Genomic DNA, 21,810 nt, shown 5'->3' with positions numbered 1-21,810 from the left:
TTTGCGGAAGTAGTTCAGTGGTAGAACATCACCTTGCCATGGTGGGGGTCGCGAGTTCGAATCTCGTCTTCCGCTTTTTATTTGCCTAAAAATCAGTTTAGGCATTTTTTTATTTAAATTGGATAATCACTTCCTAAGTTCTATGCTATACTTAGGAAGTTGATCGATTTCTTCGGGAAATAGCTCAGCTTGGTAGAGCGCTGCGTTCGGGACGCAGAGGTCGTGGGTTCGAATCCCGTTTTCCCGATAAACTAAATAATGCAAACAGTACCGATCTCGGTCTGTAGTTGATGAACTTGACATTATCAATTGATGTTAAGTTTTTTTGTTTAGTTTTGTATTTGATTCGTGGTGTTTTAGGGACAATTAATTGTTGGCAGTGTTTGTTTTCAGCAAGATAAGTCAGAAGAGAAAATAAATGAATAAACAACAGCAATCCCGGTTGCTCTGGTTAACCGTTATTCTGAACTTCATCACCTTATTACTTAATATTGGCCGCTTAGTCCGCCACAATAAGGATGAACAAAAGTAGCGACATTCTGAATTTAGGCGCGCTGATTTTGCCCCAGATTTGATCTTGTCCTGGCTTAATTAGCTAAGTAATTCTTGCCATCTCCTCGTTGAAAATCAATGATTATCGTCAATTAGTTAACTTTGCAAACTTGATAGTTGGCAGATGTCATGATTTCTTTTATAATAAAGGTCAATGAAGGTCAAATCGGATCTTCGCTGGCACCTCAAATAATTCAGAGAGGAATGGTGAGATGGCCGGACAAAATATTTCTGATATTATTGAGGCGTATCTAAAGGAAATTCTGGCGGCGGATCGCCAGATTGAAATCAATCGGGCCTCGATTGCCGCCCAGTTTAACTGTGTGCCCTCACAAATCAATTATGTGATCAAAACCCGTTTTTCTAGTCAACAAGGTTATTTAGTTGAAAGTAAACGTGGTGGCGGCGGCTATATTCGCATCGAGAAGTTGCGTTATCGTGATCAGGACCATTATTTGAATCAATTGTTAGCTTTAGTAACACCACAAATTTCTTTTGAAAAAGCTGTTTCTATTTTGCAACAATTGGTAGATAATGAAGTCCTAAGTACGCATGAAGCCCAGCTACTCGCAACGATGTTAACGGATGATGCTTTTGCCGTAACTGATCAAGTGGCCACAGATACGCTCCGCGCGAATTTACTGAGTGCGCTACTGAATGGTTTAAGATATCAGCGTTTTTAAAGAAAGGTAGGCGGTATCTTGGATAACTTATTTACTGAAAGTGCTAGTAATGTCCTCGTGATTGCCCAAGAGCAAGCACGTTATTTCCACCATCATGCAATCGGCACTGAACATTTGCTGTTGGCATTAACGATGGAAAAAAATGGCATTGCCGGCAAAACTTTACGACAACTTACCATTACACCTGACTATGTGAAGGAAGAAATTGAACGTTTCACGGGCTATGGTGCAGTTGATAGTACCCCCGCGAAAGACAATGATGAAGGTTACTTACCTTATTCACCTAAGGCCAAACAGATTTTGGCCTACGCTGGGGACGAGGCTAAACGTCTCGGCGCCATTAAAATTGGCACGGAACATATTCTCTTAGGTTTGCTGCGAGAAGACGATATTTTAGCCGCGCGAATCCTAACGAATTTAGGCTTAAGCCTGTCAAAAACAAAGCAAATTCTTTTGAAAAAAATGGGCCTGTCCGAAGCTAACTTGAAGAAGGCAGCTAACAATCGGACTAATCGCAATGCCCAACCTAAAACACAATCCGCCACACCAACCCTTAATTCATTAGCTCGTGATTTGACCCAAGCTGCTCGCGAGCAAAAGATGGATCCAGTAGTTGGTCGTGACCGTGAAGTGAAACGGGTCATTCAAATTTTAAGTCGGCGGACTAAGAACAATCCAGTTTTAGTTGGCGAACCTGGTGTTGGTAAAACAGCCATTGCTGAAGGTTTAGCCCAACGGATCGTGGCTGGCAACGTGCCTGGTGATATGCGGCAAAAACGCCTGATGATGCTCGACATGGGGTCATTAGTTGCCGGCACGAAATATCGTGGTGAATTCGAAGATCGGCTGAAGAAAGTCATCGATGAAATTTATCAAGATGGTCAAGTGATCCTCTTTATTGATGAATTGCATACCTTAGTTGGTGCTGGTGGCGCTGAAGGGGCAATTGATGCTTCGAATATTTTGAAACCAGCTTTGGCTCGTGGGGAACTGCAGTTAATCGGGGCCACAACTTTAGATGAATATCAGAAGTATATTGAAAAGGATTCGGCTTTGGAACGTCGTTTTGCCACCGTGCAAATTGACGAACCAACGCCAGCTGAGACTGAGCAAATTTTGAAAGGTTTGCGGCCGAAATATGAAGCCCATCATGGGGTGACTATTACTGATAGTGCTTTACACGAAGCAGTTGTTTTAGCTGATCGCTATATTGTCGGGCGGTTTATGCCTGATAAGGCGATTGATTTGATTGATGAATCGGCGGCCAAAGTTCGTTTGGATGAAGCCAGCGATTTAAGCCCTGTTGACCAGTTACAACAACAAGTCAACCAAGCCATTAATCAGAAGGAACAAGCGATTGAGCAACAAGATTTTGAGAAAGCAGCTGATATTCGTCAAAAGGAAATGTCACTTCGTAAGAAGTTAGACGAGTTGATTGCTGCCGATCCTGATGCTAGTCGCCGTGATGTAAAGGTCGAAGCTGAAGACGTCGCTGAAGTTGTTTCTGAATGGACCGGCGTACCACTGACTCAGTTGCAGAAAAAAGAAAGCGAACGGCTAATTAACTTGGAACAAATTCTTCACGAACGGGTTGTTGGTCAAGATGCTGCCGTTACTTCGGTTGCTCGAGCGATTCGGCGGGCGCGTAGTGGTTTGAAAGATCCGCAACGGCCAATCGGTTCTTTCTTATTCTTAGGGCCAACTGGTGTCGGCAAAACGGAATTGGCCAAAGCTTTAGCTGAAGCAATGTTTGGTTCTGAGGATAATTTAATTCGGATCGATATGTCTGAGTTCATGGATCAATACACCACTTCTCGTTTGATCGGGTCACCTCCTGGCTATGTTGGTTATGATGAAGGCGGTCAGTTAACAGAAAAGGTTCGTAACAAACCTTATTCCGTCGTCCTGTTCGATGAAGTCGAAAAGGCGCATCCTGATGTCTTTAACTTGTTACTTCAGGTTTTGGATGATGGCTATTTAACTGATGCCAAAGGTCGGCGTGTTGATTTCCGCAATACGATTTTGATTTTGACGTCGAACTTAGGCGCTACTGCCATGCGTGACGATAAGTCAGTCGGCTTTGGTAGTTACAATCCGGTTGATCAGCAAAAGGAAATGCAGGCTAAAATCATGGAAGCAACGAAACAATTCTTCCGGCCAGAATTCCTTAACCGAATTGATGAGACCGTTGTTTTCCATAGCTTGACTAAAGAACAATTACGGACAATCGTTAGAATCTTATCTAAACGCTTGCGGACTCGCTTAGCTGATCAGGGTATTACCATGAAATTGACCCCAGCAGCGATGGATGTGATTGCCGCCGATGGTTTCGATCCTGAATATGGTGCGCGGCCATTGCGCCGTGCCATCCAACGGGATATTGAAGACCAAGTCAGTGAGTTGTTACTAGCTAAGACTGTTCACGAAGGCTCATTGATCACAATCGGTGCCAGCAAAGGCAAAATCACTGTTAATGTGCAGGATGCCAAACCAAGCGCTAAACCTAAAAAGACGGTTAAATCTTAACGCCAAGACTGCCCTAGTTTTGGTGGTGGTCGCTGGGCGATTTTGTGGGCGTGGAAAACGCTGTGGCCATCGATTTGAGCTTATTGCTAACGCAACAATCTCAAATACGAGGCTTTGACTAGCTGCTAAAGCAGCAAGACAAATTTCACAGCTGACGCCAATCGCCCAGCAACCACCAGATGAAACTAACAGAATTCAGCACCACTATTTAGAAAAGCAGATTGAAGTAAACTAATAGGCCTGTTTGACAAGATTTCTGGATAAAAATCAGAAACTGTCAGACAGGCTTTTTTGGTACTTTTATTTAGTTGTGATAACAATTTGAATGTAGTTGATTAGTTTTACTAGAATTGGCTCAAGCTCTAACCAAGCTGAAGTGCACTACCTCAACTCCAGACGGAATGGAGGGCGTGGTTGTCAGCCGCCAAATTTGTCTTACCGCTTCAGCGGTTAGATAAAGGCTCGTATTGATGACAATTTGAAAAATTGGCATCAATCGACGCCGGCCGCGTTCCACAACCAGCAAGCCCGGAATGCAGTCAGAACTAATTCCGTTTCAACGTCATCACCAGTTTTAACGGTTTTGATTTTTACTACATTTCTTAAATAACCGCCTACGTTCGCACTGGTAGAGTTCACAACACGGTGAATTCGTGCTATGATTTTTACTGTTAAACTTCCGAAAAGAAAGAGGCTTCTTAATGACAGAGTTAGTGGCAACAGTTGCCAGTTATGATCAGGCAGCAGCTTTAATTGCAGCTGGTGTTGATCGTTTATATTTAGGTGAGGATTATTTTGGGTTACGGTTACCACATAGTTTTAAACCAGCAGAAATTGCTGAGATTGTTGAATTAGCCCACAAAAATGGTCGCAAAGTAACAGTGGCCGTTAATGGTATTTTCCATAATGATCGCATCAAGAAAGTCGCGGCTTATTTGGAAAAGATGGCGACAATCGGGGTTGATGAAGTGTCAATTGGTGATCCTGGCGCGATTTATTTATTACAACAAGCGCAATTGAACTTACCTTATATTTATGATGCCGCCGACCTCGTGACTAGTTCCCGGCAAATTAATTTCTGGGGCAAACATCAGGCTAGTGGTGCCGTTTTGGCTCATGAAGTGCCTTATCAAGAAATGGTGCCTTTGTCCAAGCAAATTGAGATTCCCGTTGAAGTTACCGTTTATGGTGCCATTGCCATTCACCAATCAGGGCGGCCATTGCTACAGAATTATTCTAACTTTGTCCAAGAACATTTAAATAAAACTGATCGTGAGCGTGGCTTGTTTATTTCAGCGCCACATAAAGAGGAAACCCATTACTCAATTTATGAAGATTTAAATGGGACTCATATTTTTGCTAACAATGATTTAGACTTGATGTTGGACTTACCAAAATTGTGGGATTTAGGCTTACGTCGCTGGAAGCTGGACGGCTTATATGCAGACGCCGGGAATTTTGTGAAGCAAGTGGCGACTTTTGCCCAGGCTCGCGATTTGCTGGACCAAGGCCAAGCGACAACTGATGCCTTACAGGCCCTTGATCAGACGGTTCATGAATTACAGCCGGCAGAACGTGGTTTGGATAATGGCTTCTTTGATTTAGATCCTAATGAGGTGAAATAATGTTAAAAACAGCAGTAAAACATCCAGAAGTTTTGGCACCAGCCGGCACACCGGAAAAATTGCGGATTGCCATTGATTACGGAGCTGACGCGGTTTATATCGGTGGCGACGCTTATGGTTTACGGTCACGCGCGGGCAATTTTTCTTTCGAGGAAATGGCTGCGGGTGCTAAATATGCCCATGAGCGGGGTGCCAAAGTTTATGTAGCTGCCAATATCGTCGCTCATGAGCAGAATTTAGCTGGCGCCGGCGAATTTTATCGCCACGTCCGCGATGCTGGGATTGATGCAGTGATTGTGTCTGACCCATCGTTGATTGAAACGGCCATTACTGAGGCTCCAGGATTGAAAGTGCACTTGTCGACGCAAGCTTCAGCAACCAACTATGAAACGCTGAATTTCTGGCAACGCGAAGGCTTGGAACGAGTTGTTTTGGCCCGTGAAGTTGGTATTGAAGAAATTAAAGAAATGCGGCAACATACTGATGTTCAAATTGAAGCTTTCGTTCACGGCGCAATGTGTATCGGCTATTCAGGTCGCTGTGTACTTTCAAATCATTTGAGCTTGCGCGATGCTAACCGTGGCGGTTGTGCGCAAAATTGTCGTTGGAAATACGATTTATTCGATATTCCTGAATTAGGTCAAAAGCGTGAATTGTTAGGTCATGGCACTGACGGCAAATTGGAGAAGTTCTCCATGAGTGCGGTTGATATGTCGATGATCGAACATATTCCCGATTTAGTTGACGCCGGGGTTGATTCATTAAAGATTGAAGGCCGAATGAAGACCGTTCATTATGTCTCGACCGTGGCCAATGTTTATTCAACAGCGGTTCGTTCTTACTGTGAAGATCCCGAACATTATCAGTTAAAGCAAGAATGGGTCGATGAATTGTGGAAGGTCGCTCAGCGTGAGCTTTCAACTGGTTTCTATTACGGTACACCGAATGAGGACTTTCAACTGTTCGGCAAGCGTCGGCGGCTGCCGCACTATGCTTTTGTGGGTGAGGTTCTGGCTTACGATGATGACACCAAGCAAGTGACCGTTCAACAGCGGAATAATTTCGGTGTTGGTGATCAAATCGAATTCTACGGTCCTCATTTCGCTCATCATACCCAAGTAGTCAGCGACTTGTTTGATGATAAAAATGAAGCAATTGAACGGGCACCACATGCCATGGAAATTGTTCACTTTACCTGCGAACAACCAGTTAAACCAGGCGACTTCCTGCGCGCTCAATCAAAACTTTAATTTTTTAGTGTTTTGAAATTTATGTTGGACCAAGACTTTCCCAATTGAGGAAGGTAGTTGCTGGGCAATTTTGGTGGCGTGGGACGCTGTGGCTATCGATTTGAATCTAAACTGGTTTTGAGCAGAATGGCGGACAACTCCGTTGCGGCCGGCGGGTTGTGGAACGCTGCCGACGTCGATTTGAACTTATTGCTATGCAACAAGTTCAAATACGAGTCTTATTCTAAGCGATAAATCGCTAAGAATAATTTGGCGGCTGACAACCCGGCGGGCCTCCACTGCGTTTTGAGCCAAGCTGGTCCACGTTAGCTTTAAATAGATATCAAGGCGTCATTAGCAAAGTTAGCTGCCAATCGCCCAGCAAACACCTGATGAAATTAACAGAACTGAGTACCAATATTTAGAAAAACAGATTTAAGTGTACTAATAGGCCTGTTTGACAATTTTTCTGGATAAAACCAGAAACTGCCAATAGGCTTTTTGGGTGCTACTGTTCAGTTGTGACAACAATTTGAATCGAGTTGCTCTATCCCACTACAATTGACTTAAGCACTAACGAAGTTAAAGCGCACTAATTCAACTCCAGACGAAATGGAGGGATCTTGGCGTCAGCCGCCAAATTGTTCTTAGTGGCTGGGCCACTTAGAACAAGGCTTGTATTTGAGATTGTTGCGGAGCAATAAGCTCAAATCAACGCCGGCCGCGTTCCACGCCAAGCAGCCCGCAATGCAGTCAGAATCAATTCTGTTTGCACAGCGCCATCGGTTTTTGACCTGCAACTTGTCTTGACAGGTCCACCTAAAAAAAGTACAATGTAGTTTGTCTGACAAGAACTGTAGCAAAATATGCAGTATCACGCCGATCTTTTGTCCGGTTAGTGATTATATAAGTACAAAAGCAAATCGTTTAATCCGAGTTGTTTTTGTCTTTTTTTTACTCAAAAACCGGTAAAATCATCGATTTAATCTAATTGTAATATTTGTAATGATACTGTAAATCTTAGCTGCTGAATTTTTTGAAGGGGTGAACGGTTTGGTAGGACATATCGTGAAATATGGTAAGCACCGGACACGGCGTTCTTACGCTCGTATCAAAGAAGTGCTGGATTTACCTAATTTGATCGAAATCCAAACAAATTCTTATCAATGGTTTTTAGATGAAGGCTTGAAGAGCATGTTCCAAGATATCATGCCCATTGATGACTTCGCAGGAAACTTATCATTAGAATTTGTAGGATACAAGCTTTTAGAACCAAAATACACGGTTGAAGAAGCACGGCAACATGATGCTAACTATTCAGCACCATTGCACGTCACTTTGAAATTAACCAACCACGAAACAAACGAAATTAAGACGCAAGACGTTTTCTTCGGTGACTTCCCATTAATGACCGACCAAGGTACGTTCATTATTAATGGTGCCGAACGTGTTATCGTTTCTCAATTAGTTCGTTCACCTGGGGTTTACTTTAATTCTTCAGTTGATAAAAACAGCCGTACTCTTTATGGGACCACGGCAATTCCTAACCGAGGCGCTTGGTTGGAATATGAATCTGATGCCAAGGATATTGCTTATGTCCGGATCGATCGGACTCGTAAATTACCATTGTCTGTTTTGATTCGTGCTTTGGGCTTCGGCTCTGATTCAGAAATCATCGACATCTTAGGCGAAAGTGATAGCTTAATGCTCACTTTGGAAAAAGATGTTCATAAAGATACTTCTGACTCACGAGTTATTGAAGGCTTGAAGGATATCTACGAACGGTTACGTCCTGGCGAACCTAAGACTGCTGACAGTTCTCGTTCATTACTTTATGCGCGTTTCTTTGATCCAAAGCGTTATGACTTAGCACCAGTTGGTCGTTATAAGATCAACAAGAAGTTAGGTATGAAACATCGTTTGATCAACCAAACGTTAGCTGAAACATTAGCTGATCCAGATACTGGTGAAATTTTAGCGGCTAAAGGGACTTTAGTTGATCGTTCCGTTATGGAAACATTGTTGCCATACTTGGAACGTAACGACTTTAAGACGGTGACTTTCCAACCTTCTGATGAAGGTGTGGTTAAGGATCCAATGACTGTTCAAGTCATTAAAGTTGTTTCACCTAACGATCCTGAAAAAGAAGTTAGCTTGATTGGTAATGCCAACGTTCCTGAAGAGGTTAAGCACATTACCCCAGCTGACATTATTGCTTCAATCAATTACTTCTTAAACTTACGTGAAGGTTTAGGCGTGACTGATGATATCGACCATTTGGGTAACCGGCGGATTCGTTCAGTTGGTGAATTATTGCAGAACCAATTCCGCATTGGTTTAGCACGGATGGAACGGGTTGTTCGGGAACGGATGTCCATTCAAGATATTGCCACAGTTACACCACAACAATTAATTAATATTCGGCCAGTTGTTGCCGCTATTAAGGAATTCTTCGGTTCTTCACAATTGTCACAGTTCATGGATCAAACCAACCCCTTGGGCGAATTAACTCATAAGCGGCGTTTATCAGCCTTAGGGCCTGGTGGTTTGACGCGTGATCGAGCCGGATATGAAGTTCGAGACGTTCACTATACCCATTATGGCCGGATGTGCCCAATTGAAACTCCTGAAGGTCCTAACATTGGTTTGATTAACAGCTTGGCTTCTTATGCCGTTGTTAACAAATATGGTTTCATCGAAACACCATATCGGCGGGTTGCTTGGACTGACCATAAAGTTACTGACAAAATCGACTATTTAACAGCCGACGAAGAAGATAACTATATTGTTGCTCAGGCCAACTCACCATTAAATGAAGATGGTAGTTTCCAAGATAAGGTTGTTTTGGCGCGTCATAAAGATGATAACATCGAAATCAGCCCAGAAAAGGTTGACTACATGGACGTTTCACCTAAACAAGTAGTTGCCGTAGCGACTGCCTGCATTCCTTTCTTGGAAAACGATGACTCAAACCGGGCCTTAATGGGTGCCAACATGCAACGTCAGGCCGTGCCATTGATCAATCCTCATGCCCCATTAATTGGGACCGGGATGGAATATGTAGCGGCTCATGACTCAGGAATTGCTGTTTTGGCTAAACATCCTGGTGTCGTTGAATTTGTTGATGCTAAGGAAATCCGGATTCGTCGTGAAGATGGTACTTTAGATAAATATTCATTAATGAAATTCCGTCGTTCTAACGCTGGTAAGAGTTACAACCAACGGCCAATTGTTCACAAGGGTGATCAAATTAAAGCCAGTGAAATTATTGCCGATGGTCCCGCAATGGAAAATGGTGAATTGGCTTTAGGTCAAAACCCATTGATTGCCTTCATGACTTGGAATATGTACAACTATGAAGATGCCATTGTTTTATCAGAACGCTTAGTTAAAGACGATGTTTACACGTCGATCCATATTGAAGAATATGAGTCAGAAGCACGTGATACTAAATTAGGACCTGAAGAAATGACTCGGGAAATTCCTAACGTTGGTGAAGATTCCTTGAAGGATCTTGACGAATTTGGGATTGTCCGCATCGGTGCTGAAGTGCGTGATGGCGACATCTTAGTTGGTAAAGTAACGCCTAAGGGTGTCACTGAATTATCTGCTGAGGAACGTTTGTTACACGCTATCTTCGGTGAAAAAGCTCGTGAAGTACGTGATACTTCATTGCGGGTTCCTCATGGTGGTGGCGGTATTATCCAAGACGTCAAAATCTTCACTCGTGAAGCTGGCGACGAATTGGCTCCTGGCGTCAACATGATGGTTCGGGTTTATATCGCTCAGAAACGTAAGATCCAAGTCGGTGATAAGATGGCCGGCCGTCATGGTAATAAAGGTACTGTTTCCATCGTTGTTCCTGAAGAAGATATGCCATACATGCCAGATGGTACCCCAGTTGATATTCTTTTGAATCCAATGGGTGTGCCTTCACGGATGAACATTGGTCAGGTCTTGGAATTACACTTAGGGATGGCTGCTCGTAACTTAGGCATTCATATCGCCACACCTGTTTTCGATGGTGCTAACGAGAAGGATCTCTGGGATACAGTTAAAGAAGCCAATATGGCTCATGATGGTAAGTCAGTTCTTTATGATGGCCGGACTGGTGAAGCCTTCGATAAACGAGTTTCCGTTGGGGTGATGTACTACATGAAATTAGCCCACATGGTTGATGATAAGATTCATGCTCGTTCAATCGGACCTTACTCCTTAGTTACGCAACAGCCACTGGGTGGTAAAGCTCAGTTTGGTGGCCAGCGTTTCGGGGAAATGGAAGTTTGGGCTTTGGAAGCTTATGGTGCTGCTTATACCTTGCAAGAAATCTTAACTTACAAGTCTGACGATGTTGTTGGTCGGGTTAAGACTTACGAAGCAATCGTTAAGGGCGAACCAATTCCTAAGCCAGGTGTTCCTGAATCATTCCGAGTTCTGGTTAAAGAATTACAAGCACTTGGTTTGGACATGAAGGTCTTAGATGCCGATCATCAAGAAATCGAATTGCGTGACATGGATGACGATGAAGATGATGTCGCCAACAATGATGCCCTGCAGAAATATTCTGATGACCAAGAAAAGAAACGGCAAGAGCAAGAAGCTAAAAAAGCGATGGCCGAAATGAATGGCTCCGACAATACTGATAAGTAAGTCGCGCCACTTGACAATAGACAGGGAGGTCTAAATCTTTGATCGATGTAAACAAGTTTGAAAGCATGCAGATCGGACTCGCATCGCCTGATAAGATTCGGAGTTGGTCCTATGGTGAAGTTAAAAAGCCAGAAACAATCAACTACCGGACTTTGAAACCTGAACGTGATGGGTTATTCGATGAACGCATTTTCGGACCAACTAAAGATTGGGAATGTGCTTGTGGTAAATACAAGCGTGTCCGCTATAAGGGCATTGTCTGTGATCGTTGTGGCGTTGAAGTTACTCGTTCGAAAGTTCGGCGGGAACGGATGGGCCATATCGAATTAGCAGCACCAGTTTCACATATTTGGTATTTCAAAGGTATTCCAAGTCGGATGGGTTTGATTTTGGACATGAGCCCTCGGGCACTTGAAGAAATCATTTACTTTGCATCATATGTTGTCATTGATCCTGGCGACACAACTTTGGAATACAAGCAGCTTTTAACTGAGCAAGAATATCGGGAACGTCTCGATGAGTTCGGCGATCGTTTCGACGCTAAAATGGGTGCCGAAGCCATCAAGGAATTGTTGCAAAAAGTTGAGCTTGGCAAAGAAATCAAAGAATTAAAAGAAGATTTATTAACGGCTCAAGGTCAAAAACGGACCCGCGCTATTCGTCGTTTGGATATTCTCGACGCATTCCACCAATCTGGTAATCGTCCAGAATGGATGATCATGGAAGCAATTCCGGTCATTCCACCAGATCTACGACCAATGGTTCAATTGGAAGGTGGCCGTTTTGCCACTTCTGATTTAAACGATTTGTATCGTCGGGTTATTAACCGTAACAATCGTTTGAAACGCTTGTTGGACTTAAACGCACCAAACATTATTGTGCAAAACGAAAAACGGATGCTCCAAGAAGCCGTTGATGCTTTGATCGATAATGGTCGTCGTGGCCGTCCAGTAGCTGGTCCTGGTAACCGTCCTTTGAAGTCCCTGTCACATATGCTGAAAGGGAAGCAAGGTCGGTTCCGTCAGAACTTACTTGGTAAGCGTGTCGATTACTCTGGCCGTTCGGTTATTGATGTTGGCCCTACTTTGAAGTTCTATCAATGTGGTGTGCCACGGCAAATGGCTTTGGAATTATTCAAGCCATTCGTGATGCATGAATTGGTTAAGCGCGATATCGCGTCAAACATCAAGAATGCGAAACGGAAGATCGAACGTCAAGATGATGATGTTTGGGATGTTTTGGAAGATGTAATTAAGGAACGCCCAGTATTACTTAACCGGGCCCCTACATTGCACCGTTTAGGTATCCAAGCTTTCGAACCAGTCTTAGTTGATGGTAAGTCAATTCGTTTGCATCCTCTTGCTTGTGAAGCTTACAATGCCGACTTTGATGGTGACCAGATGGCCATCCATGTACCTTTATCAGACGAAGCGCAAGCTGAAGCACGGATGTTAATGTTAGCAGCTCATCATATCTTGGCTCCTAAAGATGGTAAGCCAATCGTTACCCCTTCTCAGGACGTTGTTTTAGGTAACTATTACTTGACGCTTGAAGAACGTGGTCGTGAAGGCGAAGGCATGATCTTCAAAGATATGGGTGAAGTTTTAACAGCCATGCAAAATGGCGATGTTCATTATCATAGCCGAATTGGTTTGGCGATTTCGTCAATGCCAAAGAAGCCATTTGCTGATGAAGATCGTAATAAAGTCTTGATTACTTCAGTTGGTAAGGCAATCTTTAACCAAGTATTGCCTGAAGACTTCCCATACTTGAATGAACCAACGAATGATAATTTAATTGATGGCAAACTTGATCAGTATATCTTAGCTTCTGGCGAAGACATTAATGATAAGTTAGCTGAAGATGATTTAATTACGCCATTCAAGAAGGGCTTCTTGTCTGATATCATCGCCCAAGTCTTTAAGATCTATAAGGTACAACGGACTTCTGAGTTGTTGGATGACATGAAGGAATTAGGTTACACCGTATGTACACTTTCTGGTTTAACCGTTGGTGTTGCCGATGTGCCAGTTATGCCTAACAAGGATAAAATCGTTGACGATGCTCATAACAAGGTTGCCAATGTTTCTAAACAATTCCGTCGTGGTTTAATTACTGACCAAGAACGTCATGATCGGGTCATTACAATTTGGAATGATGCTAAAGATGATATTCAACAAGAATTGGTTGATTCATTTGACCCTTCAAATCCAATCTCAATGATGAGTGATTCCGGTGCCCGTGGTTCTATTTCTAACTTTACTCAGCTTGCTGGTATGCGTGGTTTGATGGCTGCGCCTAACGGTGGGATGATGGAAGTCCCTGTTACATCTAACTTCCGTGAAGGCTTATCCGTCATGGAAATGTTCATGTCAACCCATGGTGCCCGTAAAGGGATGACCGATACTGCCTTGAAGACAGCCGATTCTGGTTACTTAACGCGGCGGTTGGTTGATGTGGCTCAAGATGTCATTGTTCGTGAAGAAGACTGTGGCACTGATCGTGGGATCGTTGTTCGGGCAATTCGCGAAGGTAACGAATTGATTGAAAACTTGTTTGACCGTTTAGTTGGTCGTTACTTGCAAAAATCAGTGATCAATCCTGAAACTGGTGAGATCATTGCACCACGGGGCATGTTAGTTGATGAAGATACTGCGCATAAGATCGTTGATGCTGGTGTTGAAGAAGCAACCATTCGTTCCGTCTTTACATGTAACACCAAACATGGTGTCTGCAAGAAGTGTTATGGTTATAACTTGGCTACTGGTGGCGAAGTTGAAGTCGGCGAAGCAGTTGGTACTGTTGCGGCCCAATCAATTGGCGAACCTGGTACTCAGTTAACCATGCGGAACTTCCATTCCGGCGGTGTTGCCGGTGGCGAAGATATTACTCAAGGTTTACCTCGAGTTCAAGAAATCTTCGAAGCCCGTAATCCTAAAGGTTTGGCCGTTATCACTGAAGTTACTGGTGAAGTGACTGCCATTGATGAGAACCCAGCTGAACATACTCGTGAGATCACCGTTGAAGGTAAAACTGATACGCGGACTTACAGTGTGCCTTATGCATCAAGTGTTGCGGTTGCCGAAGGCGATCACATCGAACGTGGCGCTAAGTTAACTGGTGGTTCAATTGATCCTAAGGAATTGATTCGCGTTCGTGATGTCTTATCTACTGAAAACTACCTGTTATCCGAAGTTCAAAAGACTTACCGGATGCAAGGTGTTGAAATCAGTGATAAGCACGTGGAAGTTATGGTTCGGCAGATGTTACGGAAGATCCGGGTACTTGATCCTGGTGACACTGAAATCTTGCCTGGTACTTTAATGGACATTGCTGACTTTACTGAACAGAACCAAGCAACCTTGATCAAAGGTGGTATCCCAGCTACTGGTCGTCCAGTCTTACTTGGTATTACTAAGGCATCTCTTGAAACAAACAGCTTCTTATCAGCTGCTTCCTTCCAGGAAACAACTCGGGTCTTAACAGATGCTTCGATCCGTGGTAAGAATGATCCATTGATTGGTTTGAAAGAGAACGTCATTATCGGTAAGATTGTGCCTGCTGGTACTGGTATGGCGAAGTATCGTCATATGGAACCAAAGACGGTTGGTGCATCTTCACAGAGCATCTACTCAATCTCTGATATTGAAAAGAAATTAAAGGCTGACCAACCAGCTGATGCACCTACTGAGAAGTAGTCACTGCTAAGGCTGATCTAGCGTCAGTTTAAACATTAAAAAGCGATTCGCGACCAATTTGGCCGCGGGTCGCTTTTTTTGTATAGAAAAGTTATTATGGTGAAAAATTAGTGATAACAAGAAAATAATTTATTTAATCAATTTATACGTGACCTTTTGCAGAAAGCATGGTATATTTTAATAATCGAAAAGACAAATATTATTGGGGAATAATTATTTGATTTCAAAAGCGGCATTACTGAACATACTTGGGGAATTCTGGCCAAATGAATTTCTGAAGTGACAGTGATGGCTGCTTTTTGATGATTAACGTGATTCAGGGGGAAGTAGTTATGACAATTAAACACATGGCAACACACACGCTCAATTTGGGGAAAAAGAGCCGTCTTTGGTTATCAGTTGGTTTGGCAGCAGTCACATTACAAGCACAGGCAACTGCCGGTGTGCAAGCAGCAACGCTTAATCAAGCCGCGGCTGACACAACTCAGTTAGCCAGCGCGACACCAACAAAAGAATATGAAGCCGCTAATGCAACAACCAACATCGCTAGTGGCGTATACGGTACCAGTCAATGGTGGCTTGATGCGAATCAAGTCTTACACATTGGCGCTGGTCAGTTAGGGGCACCGGTGCCGTTGCCAATCAACGGTGGCTCAAATATTATTTCTTATTGGACACCTTACAAGGCTCAAATTACTAAGATTGTCTTCGAAGATGCGGTTGTGGCTAATCCAGATTCGACACGGTTATTTATGGGCTTGGATCAGGTCGTGACCATCGATAATCTAACCAATTTGGATACTAGCCAAGTGACTAATGCCAATCTCATGTTCTCACAGTGCAAATCTTTGATCAGTTTGGATTTAAGTCACTTTGATACGGCGAATATGACCAATATGTCGGCCATGTTTTCGGCAGATCCTAAGCTACAATCTTTGGATTTGTCTAGTTTCAACACTAGTCAGGTCACGAATATGGCCTATATGTTTACGAGTGATGCCGCTTTAACGTCGATCAATGTGTCCAGCTTTGATACGTCAAAAGTTACGACCACGATGAATATGTTTATGATGTGCAACGCCCTAACGACGCTTGATCTAGCTAATTTTGATTTACGGAATGATACTGAAACCAATAATATGATCAGCCGGGTGCCAAAGCTGCGCAAACTAACGCTAGGTGCTAATTTCCGTAATGGCTGGTCATATCTGCGTGGTGATTTTGGCCCTGATTACAGCAGCCATCAATGGGTGAGTCTGAATACGGGCAAAACCTATACCGTTGAAGATCCTGATAGTGAAACCGACTTGTTCAATAGTAATTATCTTTCTGCTGAAACGGCCACAGCTGATACTTATGTTTGGTATTATGAGCCATTTACACTTAAGAATGTTACCATCACTGCAGGTACCGCCACAACTTGGTCCGCGGCTGACAATTTCGTGGCCCAGACTGATAGTGCGGTTACCGTTGCTGACACTAAGGTAGTGGTGACTGATCCAACCACTGGCGCAGTTTTGCCAACAGTCCCAACCAATAAGCCGGGCACTTATCAAGTTACTTATCAGGCAACTGATCCGATTTCTGGTTATGTATACCAGCCTAAAGCAACGGTGACGGTCTTGCCAAGTAAAACTAAAATTGACGTCACGAATACGACGTTAATTTCTGGACCAACAACGAGTTGGCAACCAGCCGATAGCTTCGTGACGGCAACTGATGCCAATGGTCAGCTAATTGGCTTGGAAAAAGTAGCAGTTACTGGTGCCCAACAAGTAGATCCGTCTAAGCCCGGCGAATACCCAGTGACTTACACTTACACGGACGCTTTGAACAATGTGGTGACACAAGTTGCAGTTGTGCAAGTTATTGCTTCAAAGGCTGCCATTACGACTAATGAATCAACGATTATTGCTGGACCAAATGCCACCTGGCAGGCTAGTGACGGTTTGCTAAGTGCTACTGATGCCAACGGTCAGCCGTTAACGATTAACGATCTGACAGTGACTGGTGCTGATCAGATTGACCCAGAAGTACCTGGCACTTACTTGGTTGGCTATCATTATACTGACCAGGCCGGCAATGAGCTTACGCAAACAGCGAGTGTTAAGGTGGTGGCTTCAGCGGCTAGTTTAACGGTTAAAGATAGTCAGATTCAGGCTGGGCAAACTTGGCAGCCGGCTGATAACTTCGTCCAAGGAACAACTGCAGCTGGTCAACCACTGGACTTTGGTCGGGACGTTACCGTTACTGGTCAAGTTGACGCTGATCAAGCCGGGACTTACCCAATCACTTATCATTATGTTGATGCCAGTGGTAATGAACTCACGAAAACAATCGTGGTGACGGTGCTTGCTAAAGATGTCGTGGCCAAAACACCTGATACACCAACAATTATTTTGCCAAAAACTGGGCAACCAGTGGCAAACAAAGTGACTCGCGCTACAGTAAAAGTCAACGTACCCAATAATCAAGTCAATCAAATTAGCCAAGCTGCTGCGCAGTCAGCAATCGTCTTGCCTAAGACAGGTGAGCGTTCATCGAAAGCGCTAGTGCTTGCTGGTTTAACTTTGCTAGGCCTTGGTGGTTTGTTAGCACTGGGTTTGAATAAGAAACGTCAAAATTAATTTAAAAAATAGCAAAATGGCGAAATAGCATCTAAATTTCGCGAATGAGTTCGGCTTAAAAAGGCCGGACTTTTTTTGTGTTTAAAAAAGTTGACCGAGTGGTAGCAGTAAGTAACTAACGAATAAATATGGTAAATAGGGAATTGGACCGTGGGCTTTCCGAAGCAGTTGCTGATGAATCACGACTAGCAGGTTACTGATCAAGATGATTTCCAGCAGCCAGGTGAAGTTGTGGGAAAATAATAATACTAGTAGCCAAACTAAATCTGCTTCACCAAGACCGTGATGCCAATGCTGGAGGACAAATAAAAGTAATCCAAAAATCAAGCCGGTGATTAGTTGAATCTTGCTATAGGGCAAGGTGAGCACCATGCTGCCAACAACCATGGTGGTCAGAATACCTTGATAAACAAATTGGGTGCGATAGTCGAGCAGCGCCGCTAAATAGAGCCAGAATAATAACCAAATGTCGACTGGTTGCAGCCAAAAGTGAACCTGCCATAACCAACAACAGCTTAGGCCGCCTAGCAGTTCGGCTGTCAGTGAATGGCTGGGGATGTCGTTGTCACAGTAGCGACAGTGACCGTGTTGTTGGAGATAGCCAACCACGGGACAAAGATCATAATAAGCTAATGGTGTCTGACAAAACTCGCAAGCTGATCGGGTATAAACAACCTCACGTTGGGTTAGCCAACGATCGATTAATAGCGTGAAGAAGGAACCTAAACAACTACCGAAAATAAAGAGCCAACAATTAATGAATAAGTTTTGACTGAATCGCAACTAAATCACCTCTCACATTAAATACGCAGATATTTCTTTTTTTACTGAAAAAGCGACCATGAAACCGCTATTAATGTTGAGAAAGGTTTGACATGTTTTGCCCAGCGTGCTAATCTATTTAAGGTGCTTTCTGGATATTGTTCGATACCTCGGTATCCGTGCTGCAATATCTTTGGGGGCAATCTTAAAGTTCGGGCTCGTTATTTTTTACATAAAAATGAACCGCCTGGATGTGTGTACTTAAACTTGAAATGAAATTGAGGAGGATCCTTAATGCCAACTATTAACCAATTGGTACGTAAAGGCCGTAAATCAAAAATTTCAATGTCTGATTCACCAGCATTGAATTTTGGCTATAACAGTAAGAAAAAGTCATTAACTGACAATCCAGCACCTCAAAAACGTGGTGTTGCTACTCGTGTCGGCACAATGACACCTAAGAAACCTAACTCTGCTTTGCGGAAGTATGCCCGTGTTCGTCTTTCAAACTTGATTGAAGTAACTGCCTATATCCCTGGTATTGGCCATAACTTACAAGAGCATAGTGTTGTTTTGATCCGTGGCGGTCGTGTAAAAGACCTTCCTGGTGTTCGTTACCACATTATCCGTGGTGCCCTTGATACAGCAGGTGTTACTGATCGTAAACAAAGCCGTTCTAAATACGGTGCAAAACGCCCTAAGAAGTAAACTAATTTAATTGACCATTACTAGGAGGTTTATTCAATGCCAAGAAAAGGTAATGTGGCAAAACGCGACGTCTTGCCAGATCCCGTGTATAATTCAAAATTAGTTTCTCGTTTAATCAATCGTTTAATGATCGATGGTAAACGCGGAACTGCATCAACAATTTTGTATGATGCTTTTGATATTGTAAAAGAAAAGACTAACAAAGAACCACTTGAAGTATTTGAAGAAGCAATGAAGAACGTTATGCCAGTTCTTGAAGTTAAGGCTCGCCGTATCGGTGGTTCTAACTATCAAGTTCCTATCGAAGTTCGCCCAGAACGTCGGACAACTTTAGGTTTACGTTGGCTCGTTAGCTACGCTCGTTTACGTAATGAACATACAATGGACGAACGTTTGGCTAATGAAATCATGGATGCTGCTAATAATACTGGTGCTTCCGTTAAAAAACGTGAAGACACACATAAAATGGCAGATGCCAACCGTGCATTCGCACATTATCGTTGGTAAAAATCTGGTTATTTTGAGCAGCTACTTACGTTTTTTGCGGGGCAGCCGCTCATTTTTACTTAAAACACTAATTAATCAACTTTGAGAGGAGACAAATTTTCCATGGCTAACAAACGTGAATTCCCTCTGGAAAAAACACGTAATATCGGGATCATGGCTCATATCGATGCTGGTAAAACAACAACGACTGAACGGATTCTTTACTATACCGGTAAAATTCATAAAATTGGTGAAACCCATGAAGGTGCTTCCCAAATGGACTGGATGGAAGAAGAAAAAGAACGTGGGATCACGATCACTTCTGCCGCCACTACCGCTGAATGGAAAGACCACCGAATTAACATTATTGATACCCCAGGACACGTTGACTTCACAATTGAAGTTGAACGTTCACTTCGGGTTTTAGACGGTGCTATTACTGTCTTAGATGCTCAATCAGGTGTTGAACCTCAGACTGAAAATGTTTGGCGTCAAGCAACAACTTACGGCGTTCCTCGTTTAGTTTTCGTTAACAAAATGGACAAAATCGGTGCCGACTTTGACTATTCTGTTTCAACTTTACATGATCGTTTACAAGCTAATGCTCATGCCGTTCAAATGCCAATTGGTGCTGAAGATCAATTCGAAGGTGTCATTGACTTAATCCACATGGTTGCCGATCTTTATGATGAAGATGAATTAGGTAGCAAGTGGGATACAGTGCCAGTTCCTGACGAATACAAGGAACAAGCTGAGAAGCGTCGGACTGAATTAGTTGAAGCCGTTGCTGATGTTGACGATGGTATTATGGAGAAATATTTGGATGGCGAAGAAATTTCACCAGAAGAATTGATCGCTGCTATTCGTAAAGCAACAATTGCTTTGAAATTCTACCCTGTTTTGGCTGGTTCAGCATTTAAGAACAAGGGTGTTCAAATGTTGATGGATGCTGTTATCGACTACTTACCATCACCATTAGACGTTCGTCCTTACAATGCCACTGATCCTGAATCAGGTGACGAAGTTGAACTTAAGGCTGATGACAGCAAGCCATTTGCTGGTTTAGCATTCAAGATTGCTACTGACCCATTCGTTGGTCGTTTAACATTCTTCCGTGTTTATACTGGTACTTTGCAAGCCGGTTCTTATGTCTTAAATGCAACTAAAGACAAACGTGAACGTGTTGGTCGTTTGCTACAAATGCATTCTAACCACCGTACTGAAATTCCTGAAGTATTCTCTGGTGATATCGCTGCTGCGATCGGCTTGAAGAATACCACAACTGGGGACTCATTAACTGACGTTGATCATCCATTAATTTTGGAATCAATGAACTTCCCAGATCCCGTTATCCAAGTTTCAATTGAGCCTAACTCAAAAGAAGACCGGGATAAGATGGATATCGCTTTACAAAAGCTTGCTGAAGAAGATCCTACTTTCAAGGCTGAAACTAACCCTGAAACTGGTGAAACTTTAATCTCTGGGATGGGCGAACTGCATTTGGACATCATTGTTGACCGGATGCGTCGTGAATTCAAGGTTGAAGCTAAAGTCGGCGAACCTCAAGTTGCTTATCGTGAAACCTTTACAAAACAAGCTTCCGCACAAGGTAAGTTTGTTCGCCAGTCTGGTGGTAAAGGTCAATACGGTGATGTTTGGATCGAATTTACGCCAAACGAAGAAGGTAAAGGCTTTGAATTCGAGAATGCCATTGTTGGTGGTGTTGTTCCTCGTGAATACATCCCATCAGTTGAACAAGGTTTGAAAGAATCTATGGAAAATGGTGTTCTTGCTGGTTACCCATTAATCGACGTTAAAGCTAAACTTTATGATGGTTCATATCATGAAGTCGATTCTTCTGAAGCAGCCTTCAAAGTTGCCGCTTCAATGGCTTTACGTAATGCTTCTAAAGCGGCTGGCGCCGTTATCCTTGAACCAATCATGAAGGTCGAAGTTGTTGCCCCTGAAGATTACTTAGGTGATGTTATGGGTCAAATTACTGCTCGTCGTGGTCGTGTTGATGGTATGGAAGCACGTGGTAACGCTCAGGTTGTTAATGCCTTCGTACCACTTTCTGAAATGTTCGGCTATGCAACGACATTGCGTTCTGCAACGCAAGGCCGTGGTACTTTCACAATGGTCTTTGACCACTACGAAGCTGTACCTAAGAGCATCCAAGAAGAAATCATCAAGAAAAATGGTGGCAACTAAAGATTAGTTGTGCAGGTCGGCGTACTTTTGGCGTAGCGTAACTTCAATTATTT

At 43.2% G+C, this 21,810-nt stretch carries 11 protein-coding genes and 2 tRNA genes; 12 read left to right on the top strand and 1 reads right to left on the bottom strand.

The window, feature by feature from the left end:
• The first annotated feature begins 3 nt into the window (after positions 1–3).
• The 9 genes from EKM82_RS08475 (at position 4) to EKM82_RS08435 (ending at position 17,590) form a co-directional block, all read left to right on the top strand.
• Positions 4–75, top strand: a tRNA-Gly gene (locus EKM82_RS08475).
• A 98-nt stretch (positions 76–173) separates the two neighbouring features.
• Positions 174–247 (top strand) — tRNA-Pro (locus EKM82_RS08470).
• A gap of 517 nt (positions 248–764) precedes the next feature.
• Positions 765–1,235 carry a CtsR family transcriptional regulator gene (locus EKM82_RS08465; RefSeq protein WP_125767996.1) on the top strand — a complete coding sequence of 157 codons (471 nt, stop codon included), beginning with the start codon at positions 765–767 and terminating at the stop codon, positions 1,233–1,235.
• Between the two features lie 18 nt (positions 1,236–1,253).
• Positions 1,254–3,761, top strand: coding sequence for an ATP-dependent Clp protease ATP-binding subunit (locus EKM82_RS08460; protein ID WP_125767994.1), 2,508 nt, complete (start codon positions 1,254–1,256; stop codon positions 3,759–3,761).
• A gap of 701 nt (positions 3,762–4,462) precedes the next feature.
• Positions 4,463–5,386: a peptidase U32 family protein gene (locus EKM82_RS08455; protein WP_125767992.1), complete on the top strand. Its 924-nt coding sequence runs from the start codon at positions 4,463–4,465 to the stop codon at positions 5,384–5,386.
• Positions 5,386–6,636 (top strand): peptidase U32 family protein, encoded by a 1,251-nt coding sequence (locus EKM82_RS08450; RefSeq protein WP_125767990.1) that lies wholly within the window; start codon positions 5,386–5,388, stop codon positions 6,634–6,636. Before EKM82_RS08455 ends, EKM82_RS08450 begins: the two co-directional genes overlap by 1 nt.
• 1,032 nt (positions 6,637–7,668) lie before the next feature.
• Positions 7,669–11,265: a DNA-directed RNA polymerase subunit beta gene (gene rpoB, locus EKM82_RS08445; protein ID WP_125767988.1), complete on the top strand. Its 3,597-nt coding sequence runs from the start codon at positions 7,669–7,671 to the stop codon at positions 11,263–11,265.
• Between the two features lie 38 nt (positions 11,266–11,303).
• A complete protein-coding gene (gene rpoC / locus EKM82_RS08440; RefSeq protein ID WP_125767986.1) occupies positions 11,304–14,963 on the top strand; it encodes a DNA-directed RNA polymerase subunit beta' in 3,660 nt (1,219 codons plus the stop codon).
• 332 nt (positions 14,964–15,295) lie between these two features.
• Positions 15,296–17,590 carry a bacterial Ig-like domain-containing protein gene (locus EKM82_RS08435; RefSeq protein WP_164508185.1) on the top strand — a complete coding sequence of 765 codons (2,295 nt, stop codon included), beginning with the start codon at positions 15,296–15,298 and terminating at the stop codon, positions 17,588–17,590.
• An 81-nt stretch (positions 17,591–17,671) separates the two neighbouring features.
• Here the strand turns inward: EKM82_RS08435 and EKM82_RS08430 are convergent, their stop codons facing one another.
• Positions 17,672–18,373, bottom strand: a complete 702-nt coding sequence (locus EKM82_RS08430) for a prepilin peptidase (RefSeq protein ID WP_125767982.1) — start codon at positions 18,371–18,373, stop codon at positions 17,672–17,674.
• A 273-nt stretch (positions 18,374–18,646) separates the two neighbouring features.
• Between EKM82_RS08430 and rpsL the strand changes: the two genes are divergently transcribed.
• From rpsL to fusA, 3 genes are all read left to right on the top strand, one after another.
• Positions 18,647–19,060 carry a 30S ribosomal protein S12 gene (gene rpsL, locus EKM82_RS08425; protein ID WP_125650989.1) on the top strand — a complete coding sequence of 138 codons (414 nt, stop codon included), beginning with the start codon at positions 18,647–18,649 and terminating at the stop codon, positions 19,058–19,060.
• A 36-nt stretch (positions 19,061–19,096) separates the two neighbouring features.
• A complete protein-coding gene (rpsG, locus tag EKM82_RS08420) occupies positions 19,097–19,567 on the top strand; it encodes a 30S ribosomal protein S7 (RefSeq protein ID WP_125767980.1) in 471 nt (156 codons plus the stop codon).
• A 102-nt stretch (positions 19,568–19,669) separates the two neighbouring features.
• Positions 19,670–21,757, top strand: coding sequence for an elongation factor G (fusA, locus tag EKM82_RS08415; RefSeq protein WP_125767978.1), 2,088 nt, complete (start codon positions 19,670–19,672; stop codon positions 21,755–21,757).
• The last annotated feature ends 53 nt before the right edge of the window (positions 21,758–21,810 follow it).

The organism is Lapidilactobacillus wuchangensis (assembly GCF_003946645.1).
GTDB lineage: Bacteria > Bacillota > Bacilli > Lactobacillales > Lactobacillaceae > Lapidilactobacillus > Lapidilactobacillus wuchangensis.
The sequence above is the reverse complement of the archived record's forward strand: the minus strand, read 5'-3'. Positions and strand labels throughout refer to the sequence as shown.

Bases quoted from the DNA above. Each gene is read 5' to 3' on its own strand.
- EKM82_RS08465 (WP_125767996.1), top strand. From the start codon at position 765: ATGGCCGGACAAAATATTTCTGATATTATTGAGGCGTATCTAAAGGAA.
- EKM82_RS08455 (WP_125767992.1), top strand. From the start codon at position 4,463: ATGACAGAGTTAGTGGCAACAGTTGCCAGTTATGATCAGGCAGCAGCT.
- EKM82_RS08450 (WP_125767990.1), top strand. From the start codon at position 5,386: ATGTTAAAAACAGCAGTAAAACATCCAGAAGTTTTGGCACCAGCCGGC.
- EKM82_RS08435 (WP_164508185.1), top strand. From the start codon at position 15,296: ATGACAATTAAACACATGGCAACACACACGCTCAATTTGGGGAAAAAG.
- rpsL (WP_125650989.1), top strand. From the start codon at position 18,647: ATGCCAACTATTAACCAATTGGTACGTAAAGGCCGTAAATCAAAAATT.
- rpsG (WP_125767980.1), top strand. From the start codon at position 19,097: ATGCCAAGAAAAGGTAATGTGGCAAAACGCGACGTCTTGCCAGATCCC.
- fusA (WP_125767978.1), top strand. From the start codon at position 19,670: ATGGCTAACAAACGTGAATTCCCTCTGGAAAAAACACGTAATATCGGG.